The sequence below is a fragment of the Rhodoferax sp. GW821-FHT09E07 genome (assembly GCF_059416145.1).
In genome coordinates this window covers 371,528-392,555 of sequence record NZ_JBWKOP010000002.1, presented here as the reverse complement: position 1 = coordinate 392,555, position 21,028 = coordinate 371,528, and the positions used below count along the sequence as shown (strand labels likewise).

Genomic DNA, 21,028 nt, shown 5'->3' with positions numbered 1-21,028 from the left:
CGGGGGGTGACGACTATAAAAGCCTGATAAAGATAGGGTTTTGACTTTATTTAGAATGTATTTAGATATATCATAATTGCATCTAATAAAGGAACATCACCATGCGACACCACCACCAACATTTCAATTACCACATGCGCTCCTCCGAACACGGTGACGTCATGGGCGGCGGCCGAGGTCGGCATGGCGACGAGATGCACGGGCGCCGCGGCGGTGGCCGCATCTTCAGCCACGGCGGCCTGCGTTTTGTGCTGCTGCAACTCATCAGCGACAAGCCCAGCCATGGCTACGAACTCATCAAACTTATCGAAGACCGCCTGGGCGGCAGCTACAGCCCCAGCCCCGGCACTGTGTACCCCACACTGACGCTGCTGGAAGAGCAGGGCTACCTGCAGGGCGAAAACGCCGATGCCGGTGGCCGCAAGCGCTACGCCATCACCGACGCAGGCAAGGCCTTTCTGGAAGAAAACCGTGCGCTGACCGACGCCATGCTGGCCCGCCTGAATGGTGGCGTGGACGGCGCCGGTGCCCGCGGTGGCCGCCCGCCGCAGGTGATGCGCGCGATTGAAAACCTGAAGCTGGCCATGCGCATGCGCCTCTCGCGCGAAGCGCTGACACCCGACCAGGCCAACGCCTTTGCCGCCGTGCTGGACCACGCGGCCCAACAGCTGGAGAAAATTTAATGTCCGTCGCCATGCCTGTGGATCTGACATCCCAACGGGTACGCCACCCCCTGCGCTTTCGCCAGCTGCAGGTCAGCCGTGTGGAGCGCCTCACGCCGCACCTAGTGCGCATCACCTTGGCCGGGGATGACCTGGAAGGCTTTGTGAGCCTGGGCTTTGACGACCACGTCAAACTCTTCTTCCCCGACCCGGTGACGGGCGTGTTGGTCTTGCCCACCGTGGGAGCCGATGGCCCCGTGTGGTCCGAGGGCACCCGCCCCACCATGCGTGACTACACGCCCCACCACTTTGACCCCGTGGCCCGCACGCTGCAGATCGACTTTGCGCTGCACCAGCCCGGTGGCCCGGCCACCGAGTGGGCGGCACAGGCCCAGGTGGGCCAGACGCTGGGCGTGGGCGGCCCGCGCGGTTCGCTCATCGTGCCCACGGGGTTTGACTGGCATTTGCTGGTGGGCGACGACACCGCCTTGCCCGCCATCGCCCGGCGCCTGGCCGAGCTGCCTGCGGGCACGCGCGCCGAGGTGCTTGTGGAGGTCGATGGGCCGGCCGACCACATTGCGCTGCCCAGCGCCGCCACGCTGAGTGTGCAGTGGGTGCACCGCAGCGGCGCGGGCGCGGATGCACTGCCGCTGCTGGACACGCTGCGCCGCACGGCCATGCCGGCTGGTGTGTTCCATGCGTGGATAGCCTGCGAGTCCACTCAGGCCAAGGCTTTGCGTGCCTACCTGACGACCGAGTGCATGGCGAACCCCCAGTGGATTCGCGCCTCCAGTTACTGGCGCCGGGGCAGTGCGGATTCGCACGAGGCGCTATAAATTCAGGAGCTGCTCGCGCAATGTTGACGGGGGGGCTACAGGTTGTTTTTACTTTGACAGTCACAAAGCCATGATCCAGTCGCGGAACTTGGCCATGGTGGGGTCTGTCAGCGTTTCTGGCAGGTAGACCAGGTAATACGCCATGGGCATGTGCAGTGGGGTGGCCTGCACGCGAAGCAGGCGGCCTGCGGCCAGCTCGGCTTCCACGAGCCCGGCCCGCACCAGCGCGTAGCCCAGGCCGGCTAGCGCAGCTTCAATGGCGGCGTTGGAGTCCACAAACACCACGCCACCACTGCTGTCCACCTGGCTCAGCCCCTGAGCGTCCAGCCACAGCCGCCAGTCTTTGCGGCCCTCGTCGTGCAGCAGCAGGTGGCTCTGGATGTCGTCCGCTGTGACCGAGGTGCGGGGCCGTACCAGCGCCGGGCTGCACACCGCGATGTAGTCGCCCTCCATCAGGGTCTCCGCCCGCAAGCCGGGGTAGCGCCCCAGACCATGGCGCACGGCAAAGTGCACCTCTTCGGTGTGCAGGTCCACCATGCGCAGGGTGGTGCTGACATGCACATCAATGGTGGGCGACTCTTGCATGAAGCCCTGCAGCCGGGGAACCAGCCATTGCGCCGCAAACTGCGGCGTGCAGCTCACCACAATGGTCTGGCGCTGCGTCTGCGTGAGTTTGGCCGTGGCCCGGCTGATGAGGGCCAGCGCCTCCTGGCAACTGGCCTGGTAGTCGCGCCCCGCGGGTGTCAGCACCAGGCCGCGCGGCAGGCGCTCAAACAGTGGGCGGCCCAAAAAGTCTTCCAACTTGCGCAGCTGCTGCGACACCGCGCCCGGCGTCACGCACAGCTCTTCAGCCGCCAGTTTGACGCTGAGGCGGCGCGCCGTGGCTTCAAAAAAACGCAGGGTGAACAGGGGCGGGAGTTGCATAGAGTTTAGTTTTGCTAAATAGTCGTTCACTATAAATCGATTGCTTTGGCTAAACCTTACCGCAAAAATCAGCTCCACACATTACTTCTGATGGACCCACGACCATGAATGCCGCCAACCTGACCCGATTGCTTTTGCTTGCCGCCCTGTGGGGCGGCAGTTTTCTCTTCCTGCGGATTGCCGCACCCGTGTTGGGTGCCATGCCCACGGCATTTGGGCGCGTGGTGCTGGGGACCTTGGGGCTGCTGGGCGTTGCCGCCGTCATGAAGCTGCCACTGGCGTTTGGCGGCAAGTTCAGGGCCACGCTGGTGCTGGGTGCCATCAACTCCGGCATTCCGTTTCTGATGTTTGCGTTTGCAGCGCGCATCCTGCCGGCCGGTTACAGCGCCATCCTCAACGCCACCACGCCGCTCATGGGCGTGGCCATTGGGGTGCTGGCGTTTGGCGAGGTCCTGACCTGGCCCAAGGCCCTGGGGGTGTTCGTCGGCTTGGGTGGTGTGGCCATCCTTACCGGCGCAGGGCCGGTGGAGTTGAACGCGGCCATGCTGGGTGGCGTAGCCGCCTGCCTGGTGGCCACGGCCTGCTATGGCCTGGCAGGGTTTCTCACCAAGCGCTGGATCACGCTGCGCGGTGGGCTGGACGCCCGCATCGTGGCGCTGGGCAGCCAGCTGGGCGCCGTGGTCTTGCTGCTGCCGTTCGCCATCTGGGACACGGCCACCCACCCCGTGGCCTGGGGCGAGGTGGGGGCCAGCGTCTGGCTGTCCATGCTGGGGATGGGCCTGCTGTGCACCTCCTTGGCCTATGTGCTGTATTTCAAGCTGATCGCCGAAGTGGGCCCCATCAAGGCGCTGACTGTCACCTTCCTGATCCCGCTGTTTGGCGTGCTGTGGGGCGCGCTGCTGCTCAATGAGAAGGCCACGCTGGCGCATGCGGCAGGCGGTGGCCTGATTGCCGTGGCGCTGTGGCTGGTATTGCGGCCTGCTGCACCCGCCGCACCTGCGGCTGCTACTCGGGCGCAGCCACCAGCACGAACTTGATGGTGATGGCATCCACCACCTGCAGGGCGCCCATGGCAATGCTCAGCGGGGTGATGCCAAAGTCGCTCTGCCGGATCTGAAACATGCCGCTGACGCGCAAGCCCGTGTCCGTGGCTTGCAGGCGGACCGGCAGGGTGACCTGCCGGGTCTGGTCCCTGATGCGCAGGGCAGCCGTCACCTCCGGGGCGCTGGCATCGCCTTGCACGCGCACTGAGGTGATGCGAATGTCAGGAAAGCGCGCCCCATCCAGCAAGGTGTCACGCAGCATATTGGCCTTGGTGCCCAGCTTGGCGTCCTCGCTCACATTGAGCGGAAAGTCTTCGCCCTCGGCAGCGCGTGCGGCGTTGTCGTCCACCACCAGGTCATTCACGGGCACGGTGATGTCAAAGCCCGAATCTTCCAGCGTCACCCCTTGCCACACGCGGCCTTGCAGGTTCGGTGAACTCACCACATGGTTGTGCCCCAGCCGCGCCATCGGGCCACCGCGGTAGACGAGGATGTGCAGGCTGGAGGCCATGGGGTCTATGCGGTAGGGCCTGGCCTGTGGCGTAACCAACGAAGGTGGCAGACTTGCCGGCAACGCGTGTGGGGCAGACGGTATGCCGGTACACGACGCCAAGGCGCCCAGGCATACGAGTGCCAGCCAGGAGGAGCGAGTCAGATGCGGCATTCTGTGGAGACGCTAGAGTGTGTGGTCACAACGGCAGTCTAGCCTTCGCAGCGGAACGCTTCTCTGTGCTATTGATTTGATAGCTTCTCGTGCATATTTCACGGGGGCTAGAGGCTGTTTTTATTCGCATAGTGTGCAAATGCAGGAGGTGCCATGGCTGAGCAGCTCACCTTGGACGGTATAGAACCGGGCGGTCCCGCGCCGCGCCGGGTGCCTCCCAGGGGGCCGCCCAAACCCCATGCGGCGCACACCGTGTTTTTTGCACTTCGGCCATTGCCAGACGATGCGCGCAGGCTGCACGCCTTGGGCTTGCAGCTGGACGAAATGCACGGCCTGCGCAGCCAGCCGCAGGCGGCAGACCGCTTGCATGTGAGCTTGCATAGCTTGGGCGAGTACGACAACGTGCCCCAGGAGCTGATCCGCCGGGCCTGCCAGGTGGCGGATACGTTGGTCCTGCGGCCGTTCGATGTGGTGTTCGACAAGGCCATGGTGTTCAACGGGAATGCGCCGTATGTGCTTTGCAGCCGTGTGGAACCGGTGACCCTGCGGCAGTTGTGGCTCGACTTGGGCATTGCCATTGCGAACGCTTTTCCCCTGCTGAAAGTGAAAACGGATTTCACGCCCCACATGACGCTGGCCTACAAAGGTAGGCTGAAGCTGGAGCACTCTATCGACCCCGTGCGGTGGCCCGCGTATGAATTGGTGCTGATCAACAGCCACTACGGCAAAACCGTGCACGAGGTCTTGGGCCGCTGGCCCCTGCCACTGGCCTAAACCCGGCGACCGCTATTGCCCCAGCGCCGCGCCGCTTCTTCCGGCGTCTGGCCACCCGACATGACCGCGCCCAGCGGTGCCAGCAAGCCATCCAGATCTGCCTCGTCAAACTTCAACGCACCGGCTGCGTCGTGTCCCAGCACGCTGCCGGCCAGCGCGAGCTTGCGCGCCTGCAGCTCCAGCATGCGCTCCTCAATGCTGCCTTCCACCACCAGCTTGTAGACAAACACCGGCTGGTCCTGGCCGATGCGGTGGGCGCGGGCGGTGGCCTGTTCTTCCACGGCAGGGTTCCACCACGGGTCCATGTGGATCACGGTGTCGGCGGCGGTCAGGTTCAATCCCACGCCACCGGCTTTCAGGCTTAGCAAAAGGATAGGCACCTCCTGTGCCTGAAAACGTTGCACCACAGTGCCTCGGTTTTTGGGGCCGGTCTTGCCGGTCAGACTCAAAAAGGGCAGAGCTTGGGCCTGCAGTTGGTCGGCAATCAAATCCAGCAGCTCGGTGAACTGCGAGAACACCAGCACGCGCCGGCCTTCTTCCACCAGCGCGGGCAGCATGTCGGCCAGCAGCTCCAGTTTGGCGCGCTCGATGTTTTCTGTGGGTTTGCTGCCTTTGACCAAATGCGGGTCGCAGCAAACCTGGCGCAGCTTGAGCAGCGCGTCCAGGATGCTGATTTGTGCGCCGTTAAAGCTCTGGCGTTGCAACACGCGGCGTACCTGCACATCCGCGGCTACGCGCACGCTTTCGTACAGCTCGCGCTGCTGGCCTTGCAGTTGCACGCGTTGGATGACCTCGGTGCGCGGCGGCAGTTCGCTCGCCACGTCTTGTTTGCGGCGGCGCAGGATGAAGGGGCGCACGCGCTGGGCCAGCAGGGCGGCGCGCAGGGTTTCACCGTTCTCCTCAATCGGCTTGCGCCAGCGTGCGGCAAAGTGGCGTGCATCGCCCAAGAAGCCAGGCATCAGCCAGTCGAACTGCGCCCACAGCTCGCCCAGATGGTTTTCCATGGGCGTGCCGGTCAGGCACAGGCTGTGGCGCGTCTGCAGGCGGCGCAGGGCGCGGGCGCTGCGGCTACCGGCGTTCTTGACCATCTGTGCTTCGTCCAAGATGACCAGGTGAAAGCGCTGCGCGGCCAGCGCATCCATGTCGCGCCACAGCAGCGGGTAGGTGGTTAGCACCAGGTCATGGTCGGGCATCTGGGCAAACAGGTCTGCGCGCGCCGGGCCTTGCAGCGTCAGCACACGCAGACTTGGCGCCATGCGCTTTGCTTCGGCCTGCCAGTTGAAGATAAGGGAGGTGGGCAGCACCACCAGCACTGGCTGGTCCAGCCGACCGGCGTTTTTTTCGGTCAATACATGGGCCAGGGCCTGCGCGGTTTTCCCCAGACCCATGTCATCGGCCAGGATGCCGCCAAGGCTGTGGGCGCGCAGGTACTGCAGCCAGGCCAGGCCTTCGAGTTGGTAGGGGCGCAACTGCACCTGCAGGCCTTCTGGCGCGGCCACGGACTGCGGCGCGCCCAGCGCTTTGAGGCGTTTGGCCAGGCTGGCCAGACCCACATCCCCTTCCAGTTGCCAGGCGTTGTGCGGGCCCACGCGGTGCACGTCCAGCAGGCTGGCGCGCAGGGCGTCCAGGCGTCGGGCCTCCCACGCGCCCAGCTTCAGCAGGCTTTGGTCCTGGTTGCGCAGCGGGTCGGTCAACAGGTCCACCATCGCACCGACGATGGCCTTGATCGGCGCAGCGGGTGCGTCGATGCGTTTGCCGCCCGGTGCGCGCAGCGAGACGATGGCCAGGTCGTCGATGGCTGCGATCTGCGCAGCGTTGAGCCAGCGGTGGTCGCGGCGCAGCAGGTCGGCCAGCATGGGCGCCAGGTCCAGCGTCTGGCCGTCGATCTCAATGCCCAGGCTTAACAACCAGGCGCCTTCGCGCGCGGGCAGTTGCAGCTTCTCCACGCCACGCCCGGGGGTGACCAAGGGCGTATCGAGTTCCTTGCCCAACACCTCGCCGGTGTCGGGGCTGACCACCAGCTTCCAGCGTTGCACGGGCACGCTCTCGTGCGCAAATCCAGGCTTGACGACAACCGACCAGCCCTCGGCTTGCAGCTGCGGCACCTGATCGGCCCAGAAGTCGCCAAAGAATTCTTCCTGCGGCAGCGTCCATACCGAGCCCAGGGCAGGTAGCTGCCGGCTACGCCATTGGAACGACTGCGGGTCCAGCGGCACAAAACCCATGTCCCACACCAGGTCCATCGCATCGGCCTCGGCGGCCAGGTCGCGCTGCAGGCGCACCACTGGGCCTCCGGTGTCAAACAGCTCTTGCACCGCTTGGGGCCGGTTGTTCAGGATGGAGGTAGGGGCGGGTGTGTGCCAGCGGTCGCCCGCGTCGGTCAGGTAGGTCCAGTCGAACTGCGCCAGCGTCACGCTGTCACCGCGCGGGCCCAGCTTGCCTTGGGGTTTGAGGCCCAACAAACCGTCGCCGCGGCCCAGCGTCAGTAGCGTGAGGCGAGGGCGGAAGTGGCCTGGCACGCTGTCGGTCTTGGTCTCAACCACCGGAGCAGGTTCGGCCGGTGGCGGGCTGTCCATGCGCAGCAACGCCATCACACGTGCGGCGTCGGCATCGGCCAGCGTGGGTAGACTTTTCAGTGTGGCGGCATCTGCCTTGCGGCGCAACGCATCCACCCACGCCGCCACCGTGCGGTCACGCTGGTCGGCGCCAGGGTGCAGGTGGTGGGGGCTGTTGCGGGGGCGGGCCATGCGGCAATTGTGCCTGTGACCCACAGTTCTCAGCTGTTGTAGGCCACCTTCACCGTGCGGCCGCTCGCAGCACTTTTCAGCACTGCCAGCGCAACGGCCAGCGACTGCACGCCAGCCTGGCCATCGGCCAAATCGTTGGGTTCGCCTCGCATGGCTTTGTGGAAATGCTGCACGCAGCGGGTGTACAGATTGGTGGGTTCCAGCGTCAGGGCCTGTTCTCCCTGGGCATTCTTGAAACTCAACCTTCCGTCGGGTCCTTGGTGCAGGATGCCTGTGCCTTGCAGGGAGCCCCGGGTACCATGGATTTCCAGGCCCACGTCGGCAAACGGAGTGTTGAAGCCCTGGTGGGTAAACGCCGTGATGCCGCTGGGGAAGCGCCAGACCGACATGGCGTTGTCCTCCATGCCTTCGGCCATGCCGCTGTTGCTGGTCATAGCGGTGACCTCAGTGGGGTATTCGCCCAGCAAAAATCCCAGGGAATCGGCGTTGTGGACTGCAATGTCCAGCACCACGCCGCCGCCCGCACCTTTGTCCTTGAGGCGCCAGCCTTGCAAATGCGGAGGCAGGTAGACGGAGTGGTTCACACGGGCAGACACCAATTTGCCCAGTGCGCCTTGGCGCAGTTTTTCACGCATCTGCAGGTGGGCGCTATTGTGGCGCAGGTGGTGGTTGGTGCCCATCACCACACCCGCATCGGCGCAGGCGCGCACCATGCGCTGGGCGGCGGCCAGAGAGGTGGCCAAGGGCTTTTCGCACAGCACGTGCAGGCCCAGCTTGGCAGCATGCAGCACCGAGGCCTCGTGCTTTTCATTGGTACTGGAGATGTAGACCGCCTGAATGTCCAGACTGTCCAGCCCGGCCTCGTCGTCCAGCGCCTGGGCTATGCCATGTTTGGCAGCAAATGCCTGCGCCCGTGCCATGTCGCCTGACACCACGGCCACGATTTCGTCGCCCACAGAACGCACGGCAGACACCATCCATGTCTCTGCAATACTGCTAGCCCCAATGAATGCCCAGCGCATAAAGTCTCCTTAAAATCAAAAAGATAACGTTTACATTTATTTAAGTCAAGGCTTGACATGAAATGTATACGTTTGCATAATAAATCGCAGGACACCCTATGCAAGCTCGAAAAACCAGCATTACCACCATCGCCCAGGCCACCGGCCTGTCTTCGGCCACGGTGTCGCGTGCGCTGGCAGGGCTGCCCAGTGTGCAACCCGAAACCCGCGAAAAAGTGCTGCAGGCTGCGCGCGAACTCCGTTATGTGCGGGACCGTGCGGCGGTGCGGCTGAAGACGGGCAGCAGCAATTCGCTGGCTTTCATCATGGACCGACAAGATGCCATCCAGCCCGGCTTCAAGGATTTTCTGCTGGGCCTCGGTGATGCGTTGCAGGGTACGGACTACCACCTCATCGTGCTGCCGCAACTGGCGGGTCAAGAACCTGTGGATAGTGTGCGCTATGTGGTGGAGCGCGGGCTGGCCGATGGTTTGGTGCTGACGTATTCCGCCCCTCAGGATGCGCGCGTGCGCTGGCTACAGGAGCAGGGCTTTCCGTTTGTGACCTACGGGCGCACCGCGCTGGATGCCCACGATAGCGTGGACTTTGCCAACGAGAGCTTTGCCACCGCTGCGGTGGCAAAGCTTGCGGGGCAAGCACGCAAACATCTGGGCATTCTGCTGCCGGAAGCCGGTGCAAGTTTCCATCGGCACTTGGCCGACGGCTTTAACCATGAGTGCCAACGCTTGGGCGTAGCCGGGGAGTGCGTTCAGGCCATCAGCCTGGACCAGGCCCCCGGTGATATTTACCAATGGGCTCGTGACAACGCCCGCCGGTTTGACGGGCTGGTGCTGACACGCGAGGCGCCCATCCTGCCACTGCTAAGTGCACTGGCCGACAGTGGCTTGGAAGTGGGCAAGGACATTGAGTTGGTCATCAAGTACAGCAGTCCGCTGCCGCAGTACATCCGTCAACCCTTTTGGGGCTGCTTTGAAGACATGCAGCGTGCAGGGAACGCGCTAGGGGCCTGCATGCTCCAGCGGTTTGCCAAGCCCGATACACCGCCCAGCCGACAACTTTTTCTCCCTCCCACTTTGGAGCTATTCCATGCAACAAGCTGATCCCAACCTCAATTTCCAGAGCGAAATCATTGCCGCCAAGCGGCTGCTGCGAGCTCAGATACCGGACCTGCAGGCGCGCTTTGAGGCGCTAACGCGCAACATCGAAGCCCAGGTGGAAGTCATCGAGAACGAGCGCAAGCAGGGCATCAATCCGGTGCCTGAAGTGAAGTTCTCCGAACTGGACACGATTGATGCGGCTACCGTGGCCCGCATCAAACAGCGCGGTTGCGTGGTGGTTCGCGGCGTGTTTGACCAGGCGCGGGTTTCACAGTGGAACAGCACCATTGAGTCGTATCTGGCCGACAACCGTTACCTGGAAAAAGAAGTCAGCAAGCGCGGCATCGACAAGTATTTCAGCAGCCTGGCCAGCGGTCGTCCGCAGATCTATGGCGTGTACTGGTCCAAACCGCAAATGGAAGCGCGGCAGTCGGAAGAACTGGCCCATACCCGTCGCTGGCTCAATCGGCTCTGGAATGTGGACCAGGACGGCAAGCCGGTGTTCAACCCTGACCAAGAATGCACCTACGCCGACCGTCTGCGCCAGCGCGAGCCCGGCGATGCCTCGCTGGGGCTCTCGCCCCACGTGGACGGTGGCTCCATCGAGCGCTGGATCGATCCTGGCTACCGCAATGTGTACCGCCATATTTATGGTGGTGATGCCAGCCAGTACGACCCTTTTGCAGCGGCGTACCGTACGGAAACCCATGAAATTCCATCGCCTGCCGTTTGCAGCATGTTCCGGACTTTCCAGGGCTGGACGGCGTTGACTCCCCAGGGACCCGGCGACGGAACGCTGAATCTGGTTCCCATTACCAATGCCATGGCCTGGGTACTGCTGCGGGCGCTGCAGGATGACGTAGCGGAAGATGCGTTGTGCGGCGCGCGTGCGGGGCGGGCGCTGGTCGTGTCAGAGCAGTACCATGCCTTGTTACTGCGCGCGTATGGCGCCATCCCCAAAGTGCAGGCCGGTGACACGGTGTGGTGGCATCCAGACACCATCCACGGCGTGGAAGACAAGCACCAGGGCAAGGGCTACAGCAATGTGATCTACATTGGCGCGGCGCCAGACTGTGAGAAGAACCGCATCTTCCTGGCACAACAGCGGCCAGCGTTCGAAGCAGGCAAGTCATCGCCCAACTTCGCGCCGGAAGACTATGAGGTGGATTTTGAAGGCCGGTTCACACCGGCAGATTTGACACCGCTGGGGCGGGTGCAGATGGGCTATGGCCGCTAGGCCTCAACCAAAAATCAGCGGGCAGCCAGTGGCGCGGGTTCTTCGGTCGCTACGCGACGTGCCCCGTCAAACCGTTTGGACCAGTAGCTGACGCCCATGTCCTCCACCCGCACCTCGGCACCGGGGCGCGGCGAATGGATGAACTTGCCATTGCCCACGTAGATGCCTACGTGGCTGAAGGCGCGGCGCATGGTGTTGAAGAACACCAGATCTCCGGGCTGCAGGTCTTTCTTGTCGATTTTTTCGGTAGCTGCAGCCTGTTGCTCGGCCTTGCGGGGAAGCAGTAGGCCTGCGGTCTGTTCGTAGATGGCGCGCACAAAGCCGCTGCAGTCAAAGCCAGTCTGTGCGTCATTGCCGCCCCGCCGATACGGGACTCCCAGGAAGGCCATGGAGTTCAACACCAGCTCCGAAGCCTTATTTCCCATTTTTTCCCCTACGTCGCCAATGCGCGCGAGCAAGCCGCGTTCATTCATGAAGCGTGACATGTCGTCGTTGGCGGTGGTGGGTTCGGCGTGTGCAGCACCCAGCAAGAGCAGTGCAAGGACCAGAAAGCGAAAAAGCATCGGCGCAATGTAATGAGGTCAGCGACTACTGTCAAGCAAAGTAGTGTCTCAAGATGTTTTGGTAAGTCTTTGATTTGTAGAGGGAATAAATGGATTTGCTTGGATCCACGTTGATTCAGCGTTCTTTAAAATGAACAATGTTTAATATCAAAATGTTTGTTTATTAAATTGGGTAATGTTCAAATGTCTGGCGTGGCGTTTGATGGAAGTTAGGTATGGAGTTGAGAAGCAGGCGGCAGCAGGCAATGGCCGAGGCTAGGCGGGGTATCGTGGTGCAGGCCGTCCGGTCAGCCATTGCGGAAGGTGGAGTGCAAGGCGCCAATGTGCGCGACATTGCCCGCAGGGCGGGCTATACGCCCGGAGCCCTGTATGCCTATTTTCCAGGCAAGCAGGCGCTGTTTGCCGCAGTACTCCATGAGGCTTTGCAGGGTGCCGCGGCGGCTGCCCAGCAGGCAAAGGTACCCAAAAACAATGCAGGCTTGAGCGTGCTCCACGTCCGCGCCCAAGCTTGGTTCTCCTATTTTGCTGCCCACCCTAGTGAGGCTGGTTTGGTGTTACATCTGTTGGCTCAGGACACCACCGAGCCCGAGCTGGCCGCCCAGACACATCACATCGTTGCTGATCTATTGCAGTCTCTGGCACCGGTGTCTGCTGCGCTCGGGGCTTTGGGTTGTCCCGCGCCCCAGTTGCAGTCCGAAACCATGGCGCTACTGGCCTCCGCTCTGGGAGCGCTTTTATTGCGCGATGCACGGCGCCTGTCGGCGCTCAATGCCCTGGCCGCACAGTCTTTTTCCGCACACCTGGATCACACGGTTGCTCGCTGGGCTTTGGTTTCTACATCTCCGCAAGAGGATGGGCAGGCCAGTGCCCCTGCCCAGGTGGATTTGTTTGGCTAGAGTCCGTCCGGGTGCTGTGATATCGGGGTTTCCGGTGCCGGTTATGCTTATCTCCACAAGTCAGAACGAAAGAGTCCTATGTTGTTAGATGTTGAAGAAAGTCAGCTTGTTTTGGTGGATTACCAGGTTCGGCTGATGCCCGCCATGTTGGAGGGGGATCTCGCCCTGGCCAATGCCGTGCGGTTGGCGCGCTGGGCTGCCATGCTGGACGTGCCGGCTTTCTACACGGAGCAGAATCCCTCTGGATTGGGGGCTACCGTGCCACAGCTTTTGGAGGCATTGGCGGAGTCCGAAGCCCGGGTTTTGAGCAAGATGCAGTTCAGCGCGGTGGAGGAGGGCATGGGCGAATGGCTACGCCCCCCGGCCAAGCCTGTGCAGGGCAACGCACGAAGTCTGCCCAAGCACCTGCAAAAGCCTCCGGCCGACCAGCGTGGAAGCATTGTGATCGCGGGTTGCGAAGCGCATGTGTGCCTGCTGCAGACGGCGTTGGACTTGCTCGAAGATGAATTTGACGTATGGGTGGTGACCGACGCCTGCAGTTCCCGGTCTGAGCGTAATCGGGATGCCGCGTTTGACCGTCTGGCTGGCGCTGGAGCCGAGCTTGTGACGACCGAAATGGTGGGGTTCGAGTGGGTACGCTCCGCCGAGCACCCGGACTTCAAGGCCATGCAGGCGCTCATCAAATAAGTCTGTTCCCGCTGGTGGGGCGTGTGGTGCTCCCTTGGGGTAAATGCTGAAGTCAGCTTGTAGCAAGTTGCTTGCTCATAATTATGAATTCAGTTTATTTACCCCCACTGGAGACACGCCATGGCTAGCTACGCCGACTTTTACCGTCGTTCCATCGACGACCGCGACGGTTTTTGGGCGGAGCAGGCGGCACGGATCGATTGGCAAACACCGCCTCAACAGATCTGCGACTACAGCAACCCACCATTTGCGCGGTGGTTTGTCGGTGGTACTACCAACCTGTGCCACAACGCGGTGGATCGCCACCTCAGTGTCCGGCCCGACCAGGCGGCGCTGATCGCCGTCTCCACCGAAACCAATACCGAGCGGGTCTACACCTTTGCCCAGCTGCACACCGAGGTGCAGTGCATGGCTGCCGCATTGCGTGCGCTGGGCGTTAGCAAAGGGGACCGGGTACTCATCTACATGCCCATGGTGGCAGAGGCTGCCTTTGCAATGCTGGCCTGTGCGCGCATTGGGGCCATCCATTGCGTAGTGTTTGGAGGCTTTGCCGCGGGATCATTGGCCTCGCGCATAGAAGACGCAACACCGCGCGTGGTGGTGAGCGCCGATGCCGGCTCGCGAGGCGGCAAGGTGGTGCCCTACAAACCCCTGCTGGACGAAGCCATTGCCACATCCGCGCACAAGCCAGCCGCTGTCCTGCTGGTAGATCGACAACTGGCTGCTATGAATATGGTAGCGGTACGTGACCATCTGTGGGGGGCTCTGCGGCAAAATCACTTGCAAACCGTAGTTCCGTGCGAATGGGTGGATGCCACGCATCCCAGTTATACGCTGTACACCAGTGGCACCACGGGCAAGCCCAAGGGCGTGCAGCGCGACACCGGGGGGTACGCGGTTGCACTGGCGGCCAGCATGCAGCATATTTATGGCGGCAAGGCGGGCGAAACGTACTTTTCCACCAGCGACATTGGCTGGGTGGTGGGGCATAGCTACATCGTCTATGGTCCTTTGCTGGCTGGCATGGCAACCCTCATGTACGAGGGACTGCCAACCCGTCCGGACGGTGGCATCTGGTGGAGCCTTGTCGAGAAATACAAGGTTACGGTGATGTTCAGCGCACCTACGGCGGTGCGGGTTCTCAAAAAGCAGGACCCCACACTGCTGTCCAAGTACGACCTGTCCAGCCTGCGTGCCCTGTTTTTGGCTGGTGAGCCGCTGGACGAGCCTACCGCGCAGTGGATCAGCCAGGCGCTTGGCAAGCCCATCATTGACAACTACTGGCAAACCGAGACCGGTTGGCCCATTCTCAGCATTGCCAATGGTGTGGAGCAAGCCCCCAGCAAATTTGGTAGCCCGGGTGTGGCTATGTATGGCTACCACGTGAAGCTGCTGGACGAAAACACGGGTGAGGAGCTGTCGGGGCCGGACCAGAAGGGTGTCGTGGCGATCGAAGGACCGCTGCCGCCTGGCTGCATGCAAACGGTGTGGCAAGACGACGCCCGATTTGTGAAAACCTACTGGAGCAGCGTCCCCGGCAAGTTGGTGTACAACACGTTTGATTGGGGGGTGCGAGACAAGGACGGGTACTTTTTCATCCTTGGCCGCACGGACGATGTGATCAATGTGGCGGGTCACCGCCTGGGCACGCGGGAAATTGAGGAAAGCATTTCCAGCCACCCGAACGTGTCCGAGGTGGCAGTGGTTGGGGTTGCCGATGCGCTCAAAGGTCAGGTGGCGATGGCTTTTGTGGTGCCGAAGGATGCCAGTGGGCTGGTTGACAACGCGGCCAAGCTGGCACTTGAAGGCGAGATCATGAAAGTGGTGGACCACTCGATTGGCGCGGTGGGTCGACCTGCACGGGTACGCTTTGTTACCTTGCTACCCAAAACGCGTAGCGGCAAACTGCTGCGCCGAGCTATTCAGGCCGTGTGCGAAGGGCGCGATCCGGGGGACCTGACCACGATGGAAGACCCCTCTGCGCTGCAGCAGATTCGGGATCTGGTTCCATCTTGAATTGAACTATTGGGGGTAATAGGTTGTAGCGGCTCCCTTTGCCATACCCACCGCTCCAGTAATGGTGCCCACACTGGTGCCTGTCTGCTGAAAGGTGAATGCGGCCTTGCTAGCTCCCGCGCCTGAAAAGCCACCGTTGAAACTGGTGGTAACAGTAGAGACGTTGTTGTAGCTGAATTTGTTGCCACCTGCAAAACTAATAGAGCTTGCGCTAATGGTGTAGTCATTGCCACCGAAGCGTGTCGTTGTACTGATGTTCTGCACATAGGACGAGCCAAAGTCCACCGTCATGCTGGCGCTCACAAGTTGTCCCACTTGGGTTGTCCCGGCATTCGTGGCCGTGGGGGACGTACCACCGATCATGTTGTATTCAAAGGTACCCACCGTTGGCATTTGCAACACGGGGGTCGGGCGGCCCACAACGTAATGAACATCCTGCAAATTAGAAGTACTACCAGATGCAGTTTTCGTAGCACTGGTCCAGTAGCCCCAGCCAATATAGTCTGCCGCGTACGGGTCACCTGACGCTGCAAAGCTTGAAACGTTTGAGCCCTTGAGCAATGTCTTTGCGCCATCGGTGTCTGCATACGCAACCAAAGGCGTATCGACAATGATTGCCGCAGCCTTTCCGTCCGTATTTGAAGTGGCATAGCTAACAGAGTTAGAAGCAGTATCCACTCCGACAAATGACGCCTGCAGGTCGTTTAGAACGTACACCTTGTTTCCGGATACGGTCTGGCTTTGTGGAGGAGGCGGTACAGATCCTTCAGTGGTAGTCCGCTGTGTGGTACGTGCAGGGTCTTGGTTTTTGTCTTTGACGACAACCGTCTCGCCTGCTGTCAAACCAGTGCAACCGGTATTCGTACACACGACGATGGCATCTTGTTCAGCATTTACCGCCACGGACCCATCGGTGTTGTAGGAAATCAGGAACGAAGAGCCGCGAATGCCAATGGTGGCGGTACTGGTGACTACCTTGTAGTTGTCGTGGTTGCGCTTGCCGATCAGACCGGTAATGGCGCGCATACCGCCTTTGGCCAATTCCACGAGAAAACTGTCGGACTTCGCGTCATTGCGGTCGGCGTAGCTGGCCAGCTTGAACTGTGAATTGGGCTGGATGGCCACCATGCCACCATCGCTGAAGCGGATCTGTGCCTGCGCTCCGGGGCTAGTCTGGATGTCGTCGCCACTTTGCACGGCGCCCCCTTTTTTGAGAGGGGCACTGGCACCATTGGCTGAGCGTACGGTGACGTCGCCAAACACAAAATTGGCTGTGCCGGCATCTGCCGCCCAGCTCGGCGCAGACGTGACGAGTAAAGTCACAAAGAGAGTAGCCCTGCAAGGAGAAATGTGTGTGCGCATGGTGTGCTCCTGCTGTCAAAATTCGCGGCGCGCGGTGATTGAAAGCGTTTGTTTTTCAAATGCGGACGTGCTGATATTCGACACATTCTGCAGGTAAGCCCATTGCGAGGTCACGCGCCACGCTTTGGCGGGTACCCAGATGGAGCCTAGATTCAGGCCCCACTGCTGGTCGTGGCGCACGCTGCCAAAGAAGGGGTCGGGTCCGTTGTATCCCCTGTCCTCCAGACTGACGGTGGCGAAGCCTGCCAAGGCCTCCGAAAAGGGCTGCTGCAGTCCCGCGCGTGCACCGATAAATTGTTGCCCCAAATGGCCTACACCCGGCTCCATGGTTAGCTCTTGTCCGATGTAACCACTGCCGTAGGCGGAGAGTCCGCTTTTGAACTGTTGACCATAGGAAGCGCCTACCGTGTAACGGTCCACATTGCGGGTTTGCTGGGGGTAGCGCAATTGGCCTAGCTGCGCATAGGCATTGAATTGGCGAAAGCCATCAAAACGGTGTGTCCATTCACCGGAGATGCTCCAGCTTTTGCGAGCCGGTACGCTCGCAATGGTGCTGTCTCCCAGTTGCACGGCCAGGGTGTATTCGTTGCGATCCACCAAGTAGGCCGCTCCGGCACTGGCATCCAATTGGGTGTTGTCATAGGCCAATGCATTGGGCTCATGCGCGCGGAAACTGGCGTTGAAGCTACCGATGGCAGACCAGCGTGGGGCAATGGCCGTGCGCCCAGAGATGCCCACCCCCATGCTGCCAAACTGGCTGGTCACCGGCTTGAGGCCGAAGGTCTTGCTGTCGGGGGCGCTGTTGACATTGCTGTCATAGCCTGCCGTTGCCTCGATGTAACCACGGGTCGTGGTTTTGGCTTCTGCCTCAATGCGATCTATGGTTTGCAAGAGTTGGTCAATGGTGCGGGCGGCTTCAGTAGGAATGCCCTGTTCCTTGGCCTGGCCCAGCATGGTCTTGGCTCCCGCGTTATCACCCACGGCGTACAACGCATGGCCGAGCTCTGCCCTGGCGCGCGCGTTGTTGGGCGTCACCATCAAGACCCGTTCCAACGCAAAAATGGCGCGCGTGTAGTGGCCAGCCTGGTTTGCTGCAATTCCCAAGACCAAATCGAAATCAGGGTCCCCGGAGCGTTGCATCTCTTGGGGTTCGAGCATTTCAAAGGCTTTTTGTCCTGCGCCAGACTCCGCCAAAGACAAAGCTTGCTTCAACCCGGCGTCCCATTCGGCATGCGCTGTGCCGGCCAGTGACGCACCGGCAAGAACCAGACAATGGAGTAATCGTGAGCGCATGGGTGGGACTTTCTGGCGAAATGGGAGGCCTTACCGCACAGGCAGCTAGCGAATTTTATGCCATGCACTTTTGTAATAAAAGAACAATTTCTCTTGGCAAAACCCCCTTGGCGGGGCAGCGCGTAGCCCCAGTGTGGGGAATTAGCTTTGCCGCGTGACCCATAAGGTGGCACAATCCGCCCTGCAATGAAGGCCCTTCCCATGCCACAGTCGCATCCGCCAATCGGTTCAGCCGTGTCGCGGAAGGTTAATTAACCAGCTTTAACCAGCTAATGTTCCCTGAAGGGGAACGGAGGTCAGCGAGATATGAGTGATACCAGCTCCAATGGTGCGAGCACGGCTTCGTCCGTGTACCAAACCTACCAAAACAACACCTACCTGTTCGGTGGCAACGCTCCGTATGTCGAAGAGATGTACGAGAACTACCTGGCCAACCCCGGCAGCGTTCCCGACACTTGGCGCGATTACTTTGACGCGCTGCAAAACGTTCCCGCTGCCGATGGCACCACGTCCAAGGACGTAGCCCATATGCCAGTGATCAACGCGTTCGTCGATCTGGCGAAAAAAGGTGTCAAGCAGACCGTCATGGCAACGGGTGCGGATTCCGAGATGGGCCGCAAGCGAACTGCGGTGCAGCAGTTGATCGCAGCCTACCGCAATGTCGGTGCCCGCTGGGCGGATCTGGATCCCCTCAAGCGCATGGAGCGCGACAAGATTCCCGAGTTGGAGCCTGCGTTTTACGGCTTCAACGATGCAGACCAGGAAACGGTCTTCAACATCAGCAACACCTTCTTCGGCAAAGAGTCCATGAGCCTGCGTGAGCTCATGAACGCCCTGCGCGAGACCTACTGCGGCACCATCGGCGTGGAGTACATGTACACCACCGACCAGAACCAAAAGCGCTGGTGGCAACAAAAACTGGAGGCTTCCCGCAGCAAGCCCCAATTCAATGCAGAGAAGAAGAAGCACATTCTGGAACGTCTGACTGCGGCTGAAGGCCTGGAGCGCTACCTGCACACCAAATACGTGGGCCAGAAACGCTTCTCCCTCGAAGGTGGCGAGAGCTTTATTGCTGCGATGGACGAACTGATCCAGCAGGCTGGCGCCAAAGGCATCCAGGAAATCGTGATTGGTATGGCCCATCGCGGTCGCCTGAACGTGCTGGTAAACACCTTGGGCAAGATGCCTGCGGACCTGTTTGCGGAGTTTGATCACACTGCGCCTGAGGAACTGCCTGCCGGTGACGTGAAGTACCACCAGGGTTTCAGCTCTGATGTGTCGACTGCAGGCGGCCCCGTTCATTTGTCCTTGGCGTTCAACCCGTCTCACCTGGAAATCGTGAACCCGGTAGTGGAGGGTTCCGTGCGTGCCCGTATGGACCGCCGTGACGACCCCAAGGGCCACCAAGTGCTGCCCGTGCTGGTACACGGTGATGCGGCCTTTGGCGGCCAGGGTGTGAACCAGGAAACACTGGCGTTGGCCCAGACCCGTGGTTACACCACTGGTGGTACGGTGCACATCATCATCAACAACCAGATTGGCTTCACCACCTCGGACCCGCGTGACATGCGCTCCAGCGCGTTTTGCACCGATATCGTGAAGATGGTTGAGTCTCCCGTGCTGCACGTGAATGGTGATGATCCGGAAGCCGTGGTGTTGGCGACGCAGCTGGCGTTGGAGTTCCGTATGGAGTTCGGCCAGGACGTCGTGGTGGACATCACCTGCTACCGCAAGTTGGGCCACAACGAGCAGGACACACCGTCGCTCACTCAGCCTTTGATGTACAAGAAAATCGCTGCGCATCCCGGCACCCGCAAGTTGTACGCGGACAAGCTGGCCGCCCAAGGCCTGGGTGCAGACCTCGGCGACTCCATGGTCAAGGAATACCGTACCGCCATGGACGCTGGCAAGCACACTGTGGATCCCGTGCTGACCAACTTCAAGAGCAAGTACTCGGTAGACTGGTCTCCGTTCCTCGGTAAGAAGTGGACCGACGCTGGCGACACTGCCATTCCGTTGACCGAATGGAAGCGCCTGTCTGAAAAGCTGACAACGATTCCCGAAAGCGTTACGCCTCACCAGCTGGTGAAAAAGGTGTACGACGACCGCGCTGCCATGGGCCGTGGTGAAGTCAATGTGGACTGGGGCATGGGGGAGCACATGGCGTTTGCCTCCCTGGTGGCTAGCGGTTACCCCGTACGTTTGTCGGGTGAAGACTGCGGACGCGGTACCTTTACCCACCGCCACGCGGTGATTCACGACCAGAAGCGTGAAAAGTGGGATGCCGGCACCTACGTGCCTTTGCAGAACGTAGCCGACAACCAGGCCCCGTTTGTCGTGATTGACTCCATCCTGTCCGAAGAGGCGGTGCTGGGCTTTGAATACGGCTACGCTTCCAATGACCCCAACACGCTGGTGATCTGGGAAGCCCAGTTCGGCGATTTTGCCAACGGCGCCCAAGTGGTGATCGACCAGTTCATTGCCTCCGGCGAAGTGAAGTGGGGCCGTGTGAACGGCATCACTTTGATGTTGCCCCACGGCTACGAAGGCCAAGGCCCTGAGCACAGCTCGGCACGTCTGGAGCGCTTCATGCAATTGGCGGCCGACACCAACATGCAGATCGTGCAGCCCACCACGGCCAGCCAGATCTTCCACGTGTTGCGTCGTCAGATGGTGCGCAACCTGCGCAAGCCATTGATCATCATGACGCCCAAGAGCCTGTTGCGTAATAAGGACGCGACCTCACCGCTGTCCGAGTTCACCAAGGGTGCTTTCCAGACCGTGATCCCCGAGAGCAAGGAACTCAAGGGCGACAAGGTCAAGCGCGTGATTGCCTGCTCCGGCAAGGTGTATTACGACCTGGTCAAGAAGCGCGAAGAGAAGGGCCAGGACGATGTGGCCATCATCCGCGTGGAACAGCTGTACCCCTTCCCGCACAAAGCGTTTGCCACCGAACTGAAAAAGTACCCCAATGCCACCGACGTGGTGTGGTGCCAGGACGAGCCGCAAAACCAGGGTGCATGGTTCTTTGTGCAGCATTACATCCACGAAAACATGTTGGAAGGCCAGAAGCTGGGCTACTCCGGACGCGCTGCGTCTGCGTCGCCGGCCGTGGGCTACTCCCACCTCCACCAGGAGCAACAAAAGGCTCTGGTCGAAGGCGCATTCGGCAAGTTGAAGGGCTTTGTTCTGACCAAGTGAGTCA

Annotated in this window: 17 protein-coding genes; 10 read left to right on the top strand and 7 right to left on the bottom strand. The window is 61.0% G+C overall.

Annotated features, from left to right (window positions below; all coding sequences use genetic code 11):
* The first annotated feature begins 101 nt into the window (after positions 1-101).
* Positions 102-683, top strand: a complete 582-nt coding sequence (locus AC07OE_RS05040; RefSeq protein WP_495069467.1) for a PadR family transcriptional regulator — start codon at positions 102-104, stop codon at positions 681-683.
* Entirely contained in the window at positions 683-1,498 is an 816-nt protein-coding gene (locus AC07OE_RS05035) for a siderophore-interacting protein (protein ID WP_495069466.1), read from the top strand. Before AC07OE_RS05040 ends, AC07OE_RS05035 begins: the two co-directional genes overlap by 1 nt.
* Before the next feature lie 60 nt (positions 1,499-1,558).
* Here AC07OE_RS05035 and gcvA read toward each other — a convergent pair whose 3' ends face one another.
* Positions 1,559-2,422, bottom strand: a complete 864-nt coding sequence (gene gcvA, locus AC07OE_RS05030) for a transcriptional regulator GcvA (protein WP_495069465.1) — start codon at positions 2,420-2,422, stop codon at positions 1,559-1,561.
* A gap of 104 nt (positions 2,423-2,526) precedes the next feature.
* On the opposite strand from gcvA, the gene AC07OE_RS05025 reads away from it, so the two are divergent.
* Positions 2,527-3,459: a DMT family transporter gene (locus tag AC07OE_RS05025; RefSeq protein ID WP_495069464.1), complete on the top strand. Its 933-nt coding sequence runs from the start codon at positions 2,527-2,529 to the stop codon at positions 3,457-3,459.
* On the opposite strand, the gene AC07OE_RS05020 is transcribed toward AC07OE_RS05025, so the two are convergent.
* Positions 3,428-3,976 (bottom strand): YceI family protein, encoded by a 549-nt coding sequence (locus AC07OE_RS05020; RefSeq protein ID WP_495069463.1) that lies wholly within the window; start codon positions 3,974-3,976, stop codon positions 3,428-3,430. The genes AC07OE_RS05025 and AC07OE_RS05020 overlap by 32 nt on opposite strands.
* Before the next feature lie 306 nt (positions 3,977-4,282).
* Between AC07OE_RS05020 and AC07OE_RS05015 the strand changes: the two genes are divergently transcribed.
* Positions 4,283-4,903, top strand: coding sequence for a 2'-5' RNA ligase family protein (locus AC07OE_RS05015; RefSeq protein WP_495069462.1), 621 nt, complete (start codon positions 4,283-4,285; stop codon positions 4,901-4,903).
* Here AC07OE_RS05015 and AC07OE_RS05010 read toward each other — a convergent pair.
* Both AC07OE_RS05010 and AC07OE_RS05005 read right to left on the bottom strand, forming a co-directional pair.
* On the bottom strand, positions 4,900-7,650 hold the full coding sequence (locus AC07OE_RS05010) for a DEAD/DEAH box helicase (protein ID WP_495069461.1): 2,751 nt from the start codon (positions 7,648-7,650) through the stop codon (positions 4,900-4,902). The genes AC07OE_RS05015 and AC07OE_RS05010 overlap by 4 nt on opposite strands.
* Positions 7,651-7,679: 29 nt before the next feature.
* Complete coding sequence (locus AC07OE_RS05005; protein ID WP_495069460.1) at positions 7,680-8,672, bottom strand: Gfo/Idh/MocA family protein; 993 nt, start codon at positions 8,670-8,672, stop codon at positions 7,680-7,682.
* A gap of 98 nt (positions 8,673-8,770) precedes the next feature.
* Here AC07OE_RS05005 and AC07OE_RS05000 point away from each other — a divergent pair, with 98 nt between their 5' ends.
* Positions 8,771-9,772: a LacI family DNA-binding transcriptional regulator gene (locus AC07OE_RS05000; RefSeq protein WP_495069459.1), complete on the top strand. Its 1,002-nt coding sequence runs from the start codon at positions 8,771-8,773 to the stop codon at positions 9,770-9,772.
* On the top strand, positions 9,759-11,006 hold the full coding sequence (locus AC07OE_RS04995) for a YbiU family protein (protein ID WP_495069458.1): 1,248 nt from the start codon (positions 9,759-9,761) through the stop codon (positions 11,004-11,006). Before AC07OE_RS05000 ends, AC07OE_RS04995 begins: the two co-directional genes overlap by 14 nt.
* Before the next feature lie 14 nt (positions 11,007-11,020).
* Here AC07OE_RS04995 and AC07OE_RS04990 read toward each other — a convergent pair whose 3' ends face one another.
* The gene (locus AC07OE_RS04990) at positions 11,021-11,569 is read right to left on the bottom strand and encodes a C40 family peptidase (protein ID WP_495069457.1); all 549 of its coding nucleotides are present in this window, start codon (positions 11,567-11,569) and stop codon (positions 11,021-11,023) included.
* A 215-nt stretch (positions 11,570-11,784) separates the two neighbouring features.
* Here AC07OE_RS04990 and AC07OE_RS04985 point away from each other — a divergent pair, with 215 nt between their 5' ends.
* From AC07OE_RS04985 to AC07OE_RS04975, 3 genes are all read left to right on the top strand, one after another.
* Positions 11,785-12,465: a TetR/AcrR family transcriptional regulator gene (locus tag AC07OE_RS04985; protein WP_495069456.1), complete on the top strand. Its 681-nt coding sequence runs from the start codon at positions 11,785-11,787 to the stop codon at positions 12,463-12,465.
* A gap of 78 nt (positions 12,466-12,543) precedes the next feature.
* Positions 12,544-13,152, top strand: coding sequence for an isochorismatase family protein (locus AC07OE_RS04980; protein ID WP_495069455.1), 609 nt, complete (start codon positions 12,544-12,546; stop codon positions 13,150-13,152).
* Between the two features lie 120 nt (positions 13,153-13,272).
* Positions 13,273-15,168: a propionate--CoA ligase gene (locus tag AC07OE_RS04975; protein ID WP_495069454.1), complete on the top strand. Its 1,896-nt coding sequence runs from the start codon at positions 13,273-13,275 to the stop codon at positions 15,166-15,168.
* A gap of 6 nt (positions 15,169-15,174) precedes the next feature.
* Here the strand turns inward: AC07OE_RS04975 and AC07OE_RS04970 are convergent, their stop codons facing one another.
* Positions 15,175-16,530 (bottom strand): FecR family protein, encoded by a 1,356-nt coding sequence (locus AC07OE_RS04970; RefSeq protein ID WP_495069453.1) that lies wholly within the window; start codon positions 16,528-16,530, stop codon positions 15,175-15,177.
* 15 nt (positions 16,531-16,545) lie between these two features.
* A complete protein-coding gene (locus AC07OE_RS04965; RefSeq protein ID WP_495069452.1) occupies positions 16,546-17,823 on the bottom strand; it encodes a tetratricopeptide repeat protein in 1,278 nt (425 codons plus the stop codon).
* A gap of 306 nt (positions 17,824-18,129) precedes the next feature.
* Between AC07OE_RS04965 and AC07OE_RS04960 the strand changes: the two genes are divergently transcribed.
* On the top strand, positions 18,130-21,024 hold the full coding sequence (locus AC07OE_RS04960; RefSeq protein ID WP_495069451.1) for a 2-oxoglutarate dehydrogenase E1 component: 2,895 nt from the start codon (positions 18,130-18,132) through the stop codon (positions 21,022-21,024).
* Positions 21,025-21,028: the final 4 nt, after the last annotated feature.

Excerpts from the sequence above, each read along its gene's own strand:
- AC07OE_RS05000 (WP_495069459.1), top strand. The coding sequence starts at position 8,771 with ATGCAAGCTCGAAAAACCAGCATTACCACCATCGCCCAGGCCACCGGC.
- AC07OE_RS04980 (WP_495069455.1), top strand. The coding sequence starts at position 12,544 with ATGTTGTTAGATGTTGAAGAAAGTCAGCTTGTTTTGGTGGATTACCAG.
- AC07OE_RS05025 (WP_495069464.1), top strand. The coding sequence starts at position 2,527 with ATGAATGCCGCCAACCTGACCCGATTGCTTTTGCTTGCCGCCCTGTGG.
- AC07OE_RS04975 (WP_495069454.1), top strand. The coding sequence starts at position 13,273 with ATGGCTAGCTACGCCGACTTTTACCGTCGTTCCATCGACGACCGCGAC.
- AC07OE_RS04960 (WP_495069451.1), top strand. The coding sequence starts at position 18,130 with ATGAGTGATACCAGCTCCAATGGTGCGAGCACGGCTTCGTCCGTGTAC.
- AC07OE_RS05005 (WP_495069460.1), bottom strand. The coding sequence starts at position 8,672 with ATGCGCTGGGCATTCATTGGGGCTAGCAGTATTGCAGAGACATGGATG.
- AC07OE_RS04965 (WP_495069452.1), bottom strand. The coding sequence starts at position 17,823 with ATGCGCTCACGATTACTCCATTGTCTGGTTCTTGCCGGTGCGTCACTG.
- AC07OE_RS04990 (WP_495069457.1), bottom strand. The coding sequence starts at position 11,569 with ATGCTTTTTCGCTTTCTGGTCCTTGCACTGCTCTTGCTGGGTGCTGCA.
- gcvA (WP_495069465.1), bottom strand. The coding sequence starts at position 2,422 with ATGCAACTCCCGCCCCTGTTCACCCTGCGTTTTTTTGAAGCCACGGCG.
- AC07OE_RS04970 (WP_495069453.1), bottom strand. The coding sequence starts at position 16,530 with ATGCGCACACACATTTCTCCTTGCAGGGCTACTCTCTTTGTGACTTTA.
- AC07OE_RS05015 (WP_495069462.1), top strand. The coding sequence starts at position 4,283 with ATGGCTGAGCAGCTCACCTTGGACGGTATAGAACCGGGCGGTCCCGCG.
- AC07OE_RS05040 (WP_495069467.1), top strand. The coding sequence starts at position 102 with ATGCGACACCACCACCAACATTTCAATTACCACATGCGCTCCTCCGAA.
- AC07OE_RS05020 (WP_495069463.1), bottom strand. The coding sequence starts at position 3,976 with ATGGCCTCCAGCCTGCACATCCTCGTCTACCGCGGTGGCCCGATGGCG.
- AC07OE_RS05035 (WP_495069466.1), top strand. The coding sequence starts at position 683 with ATGTCCGTCGCCATGCCTGTGGATCTGACATCCCAACGGGTACGCCAC.
- AC07OE_RS05010 (WP_495069461.1), bottom strand. The coding sequence starts at position 7,650 with ATGGCCCGCCCCCGCAACAGCCCCCACCACCTGCACCCTGGCGCCGAC.
- AC07OE_RS04995 (WP_495069458.1), top strand. The coding sequence starts at position 9,759 with ATGCAACAAGCTGATCCCAACCTCAATTTCCAGAGCGAAATCATTGCC.
- AC07OE_RS04985 (WP_495069456.1), top strand. The coding sequence starts at position 11,785 with ATGGAGTTGAGAAGCAGGCGGCAGCAGGCAATGGCCGAGGCTAGGCGG.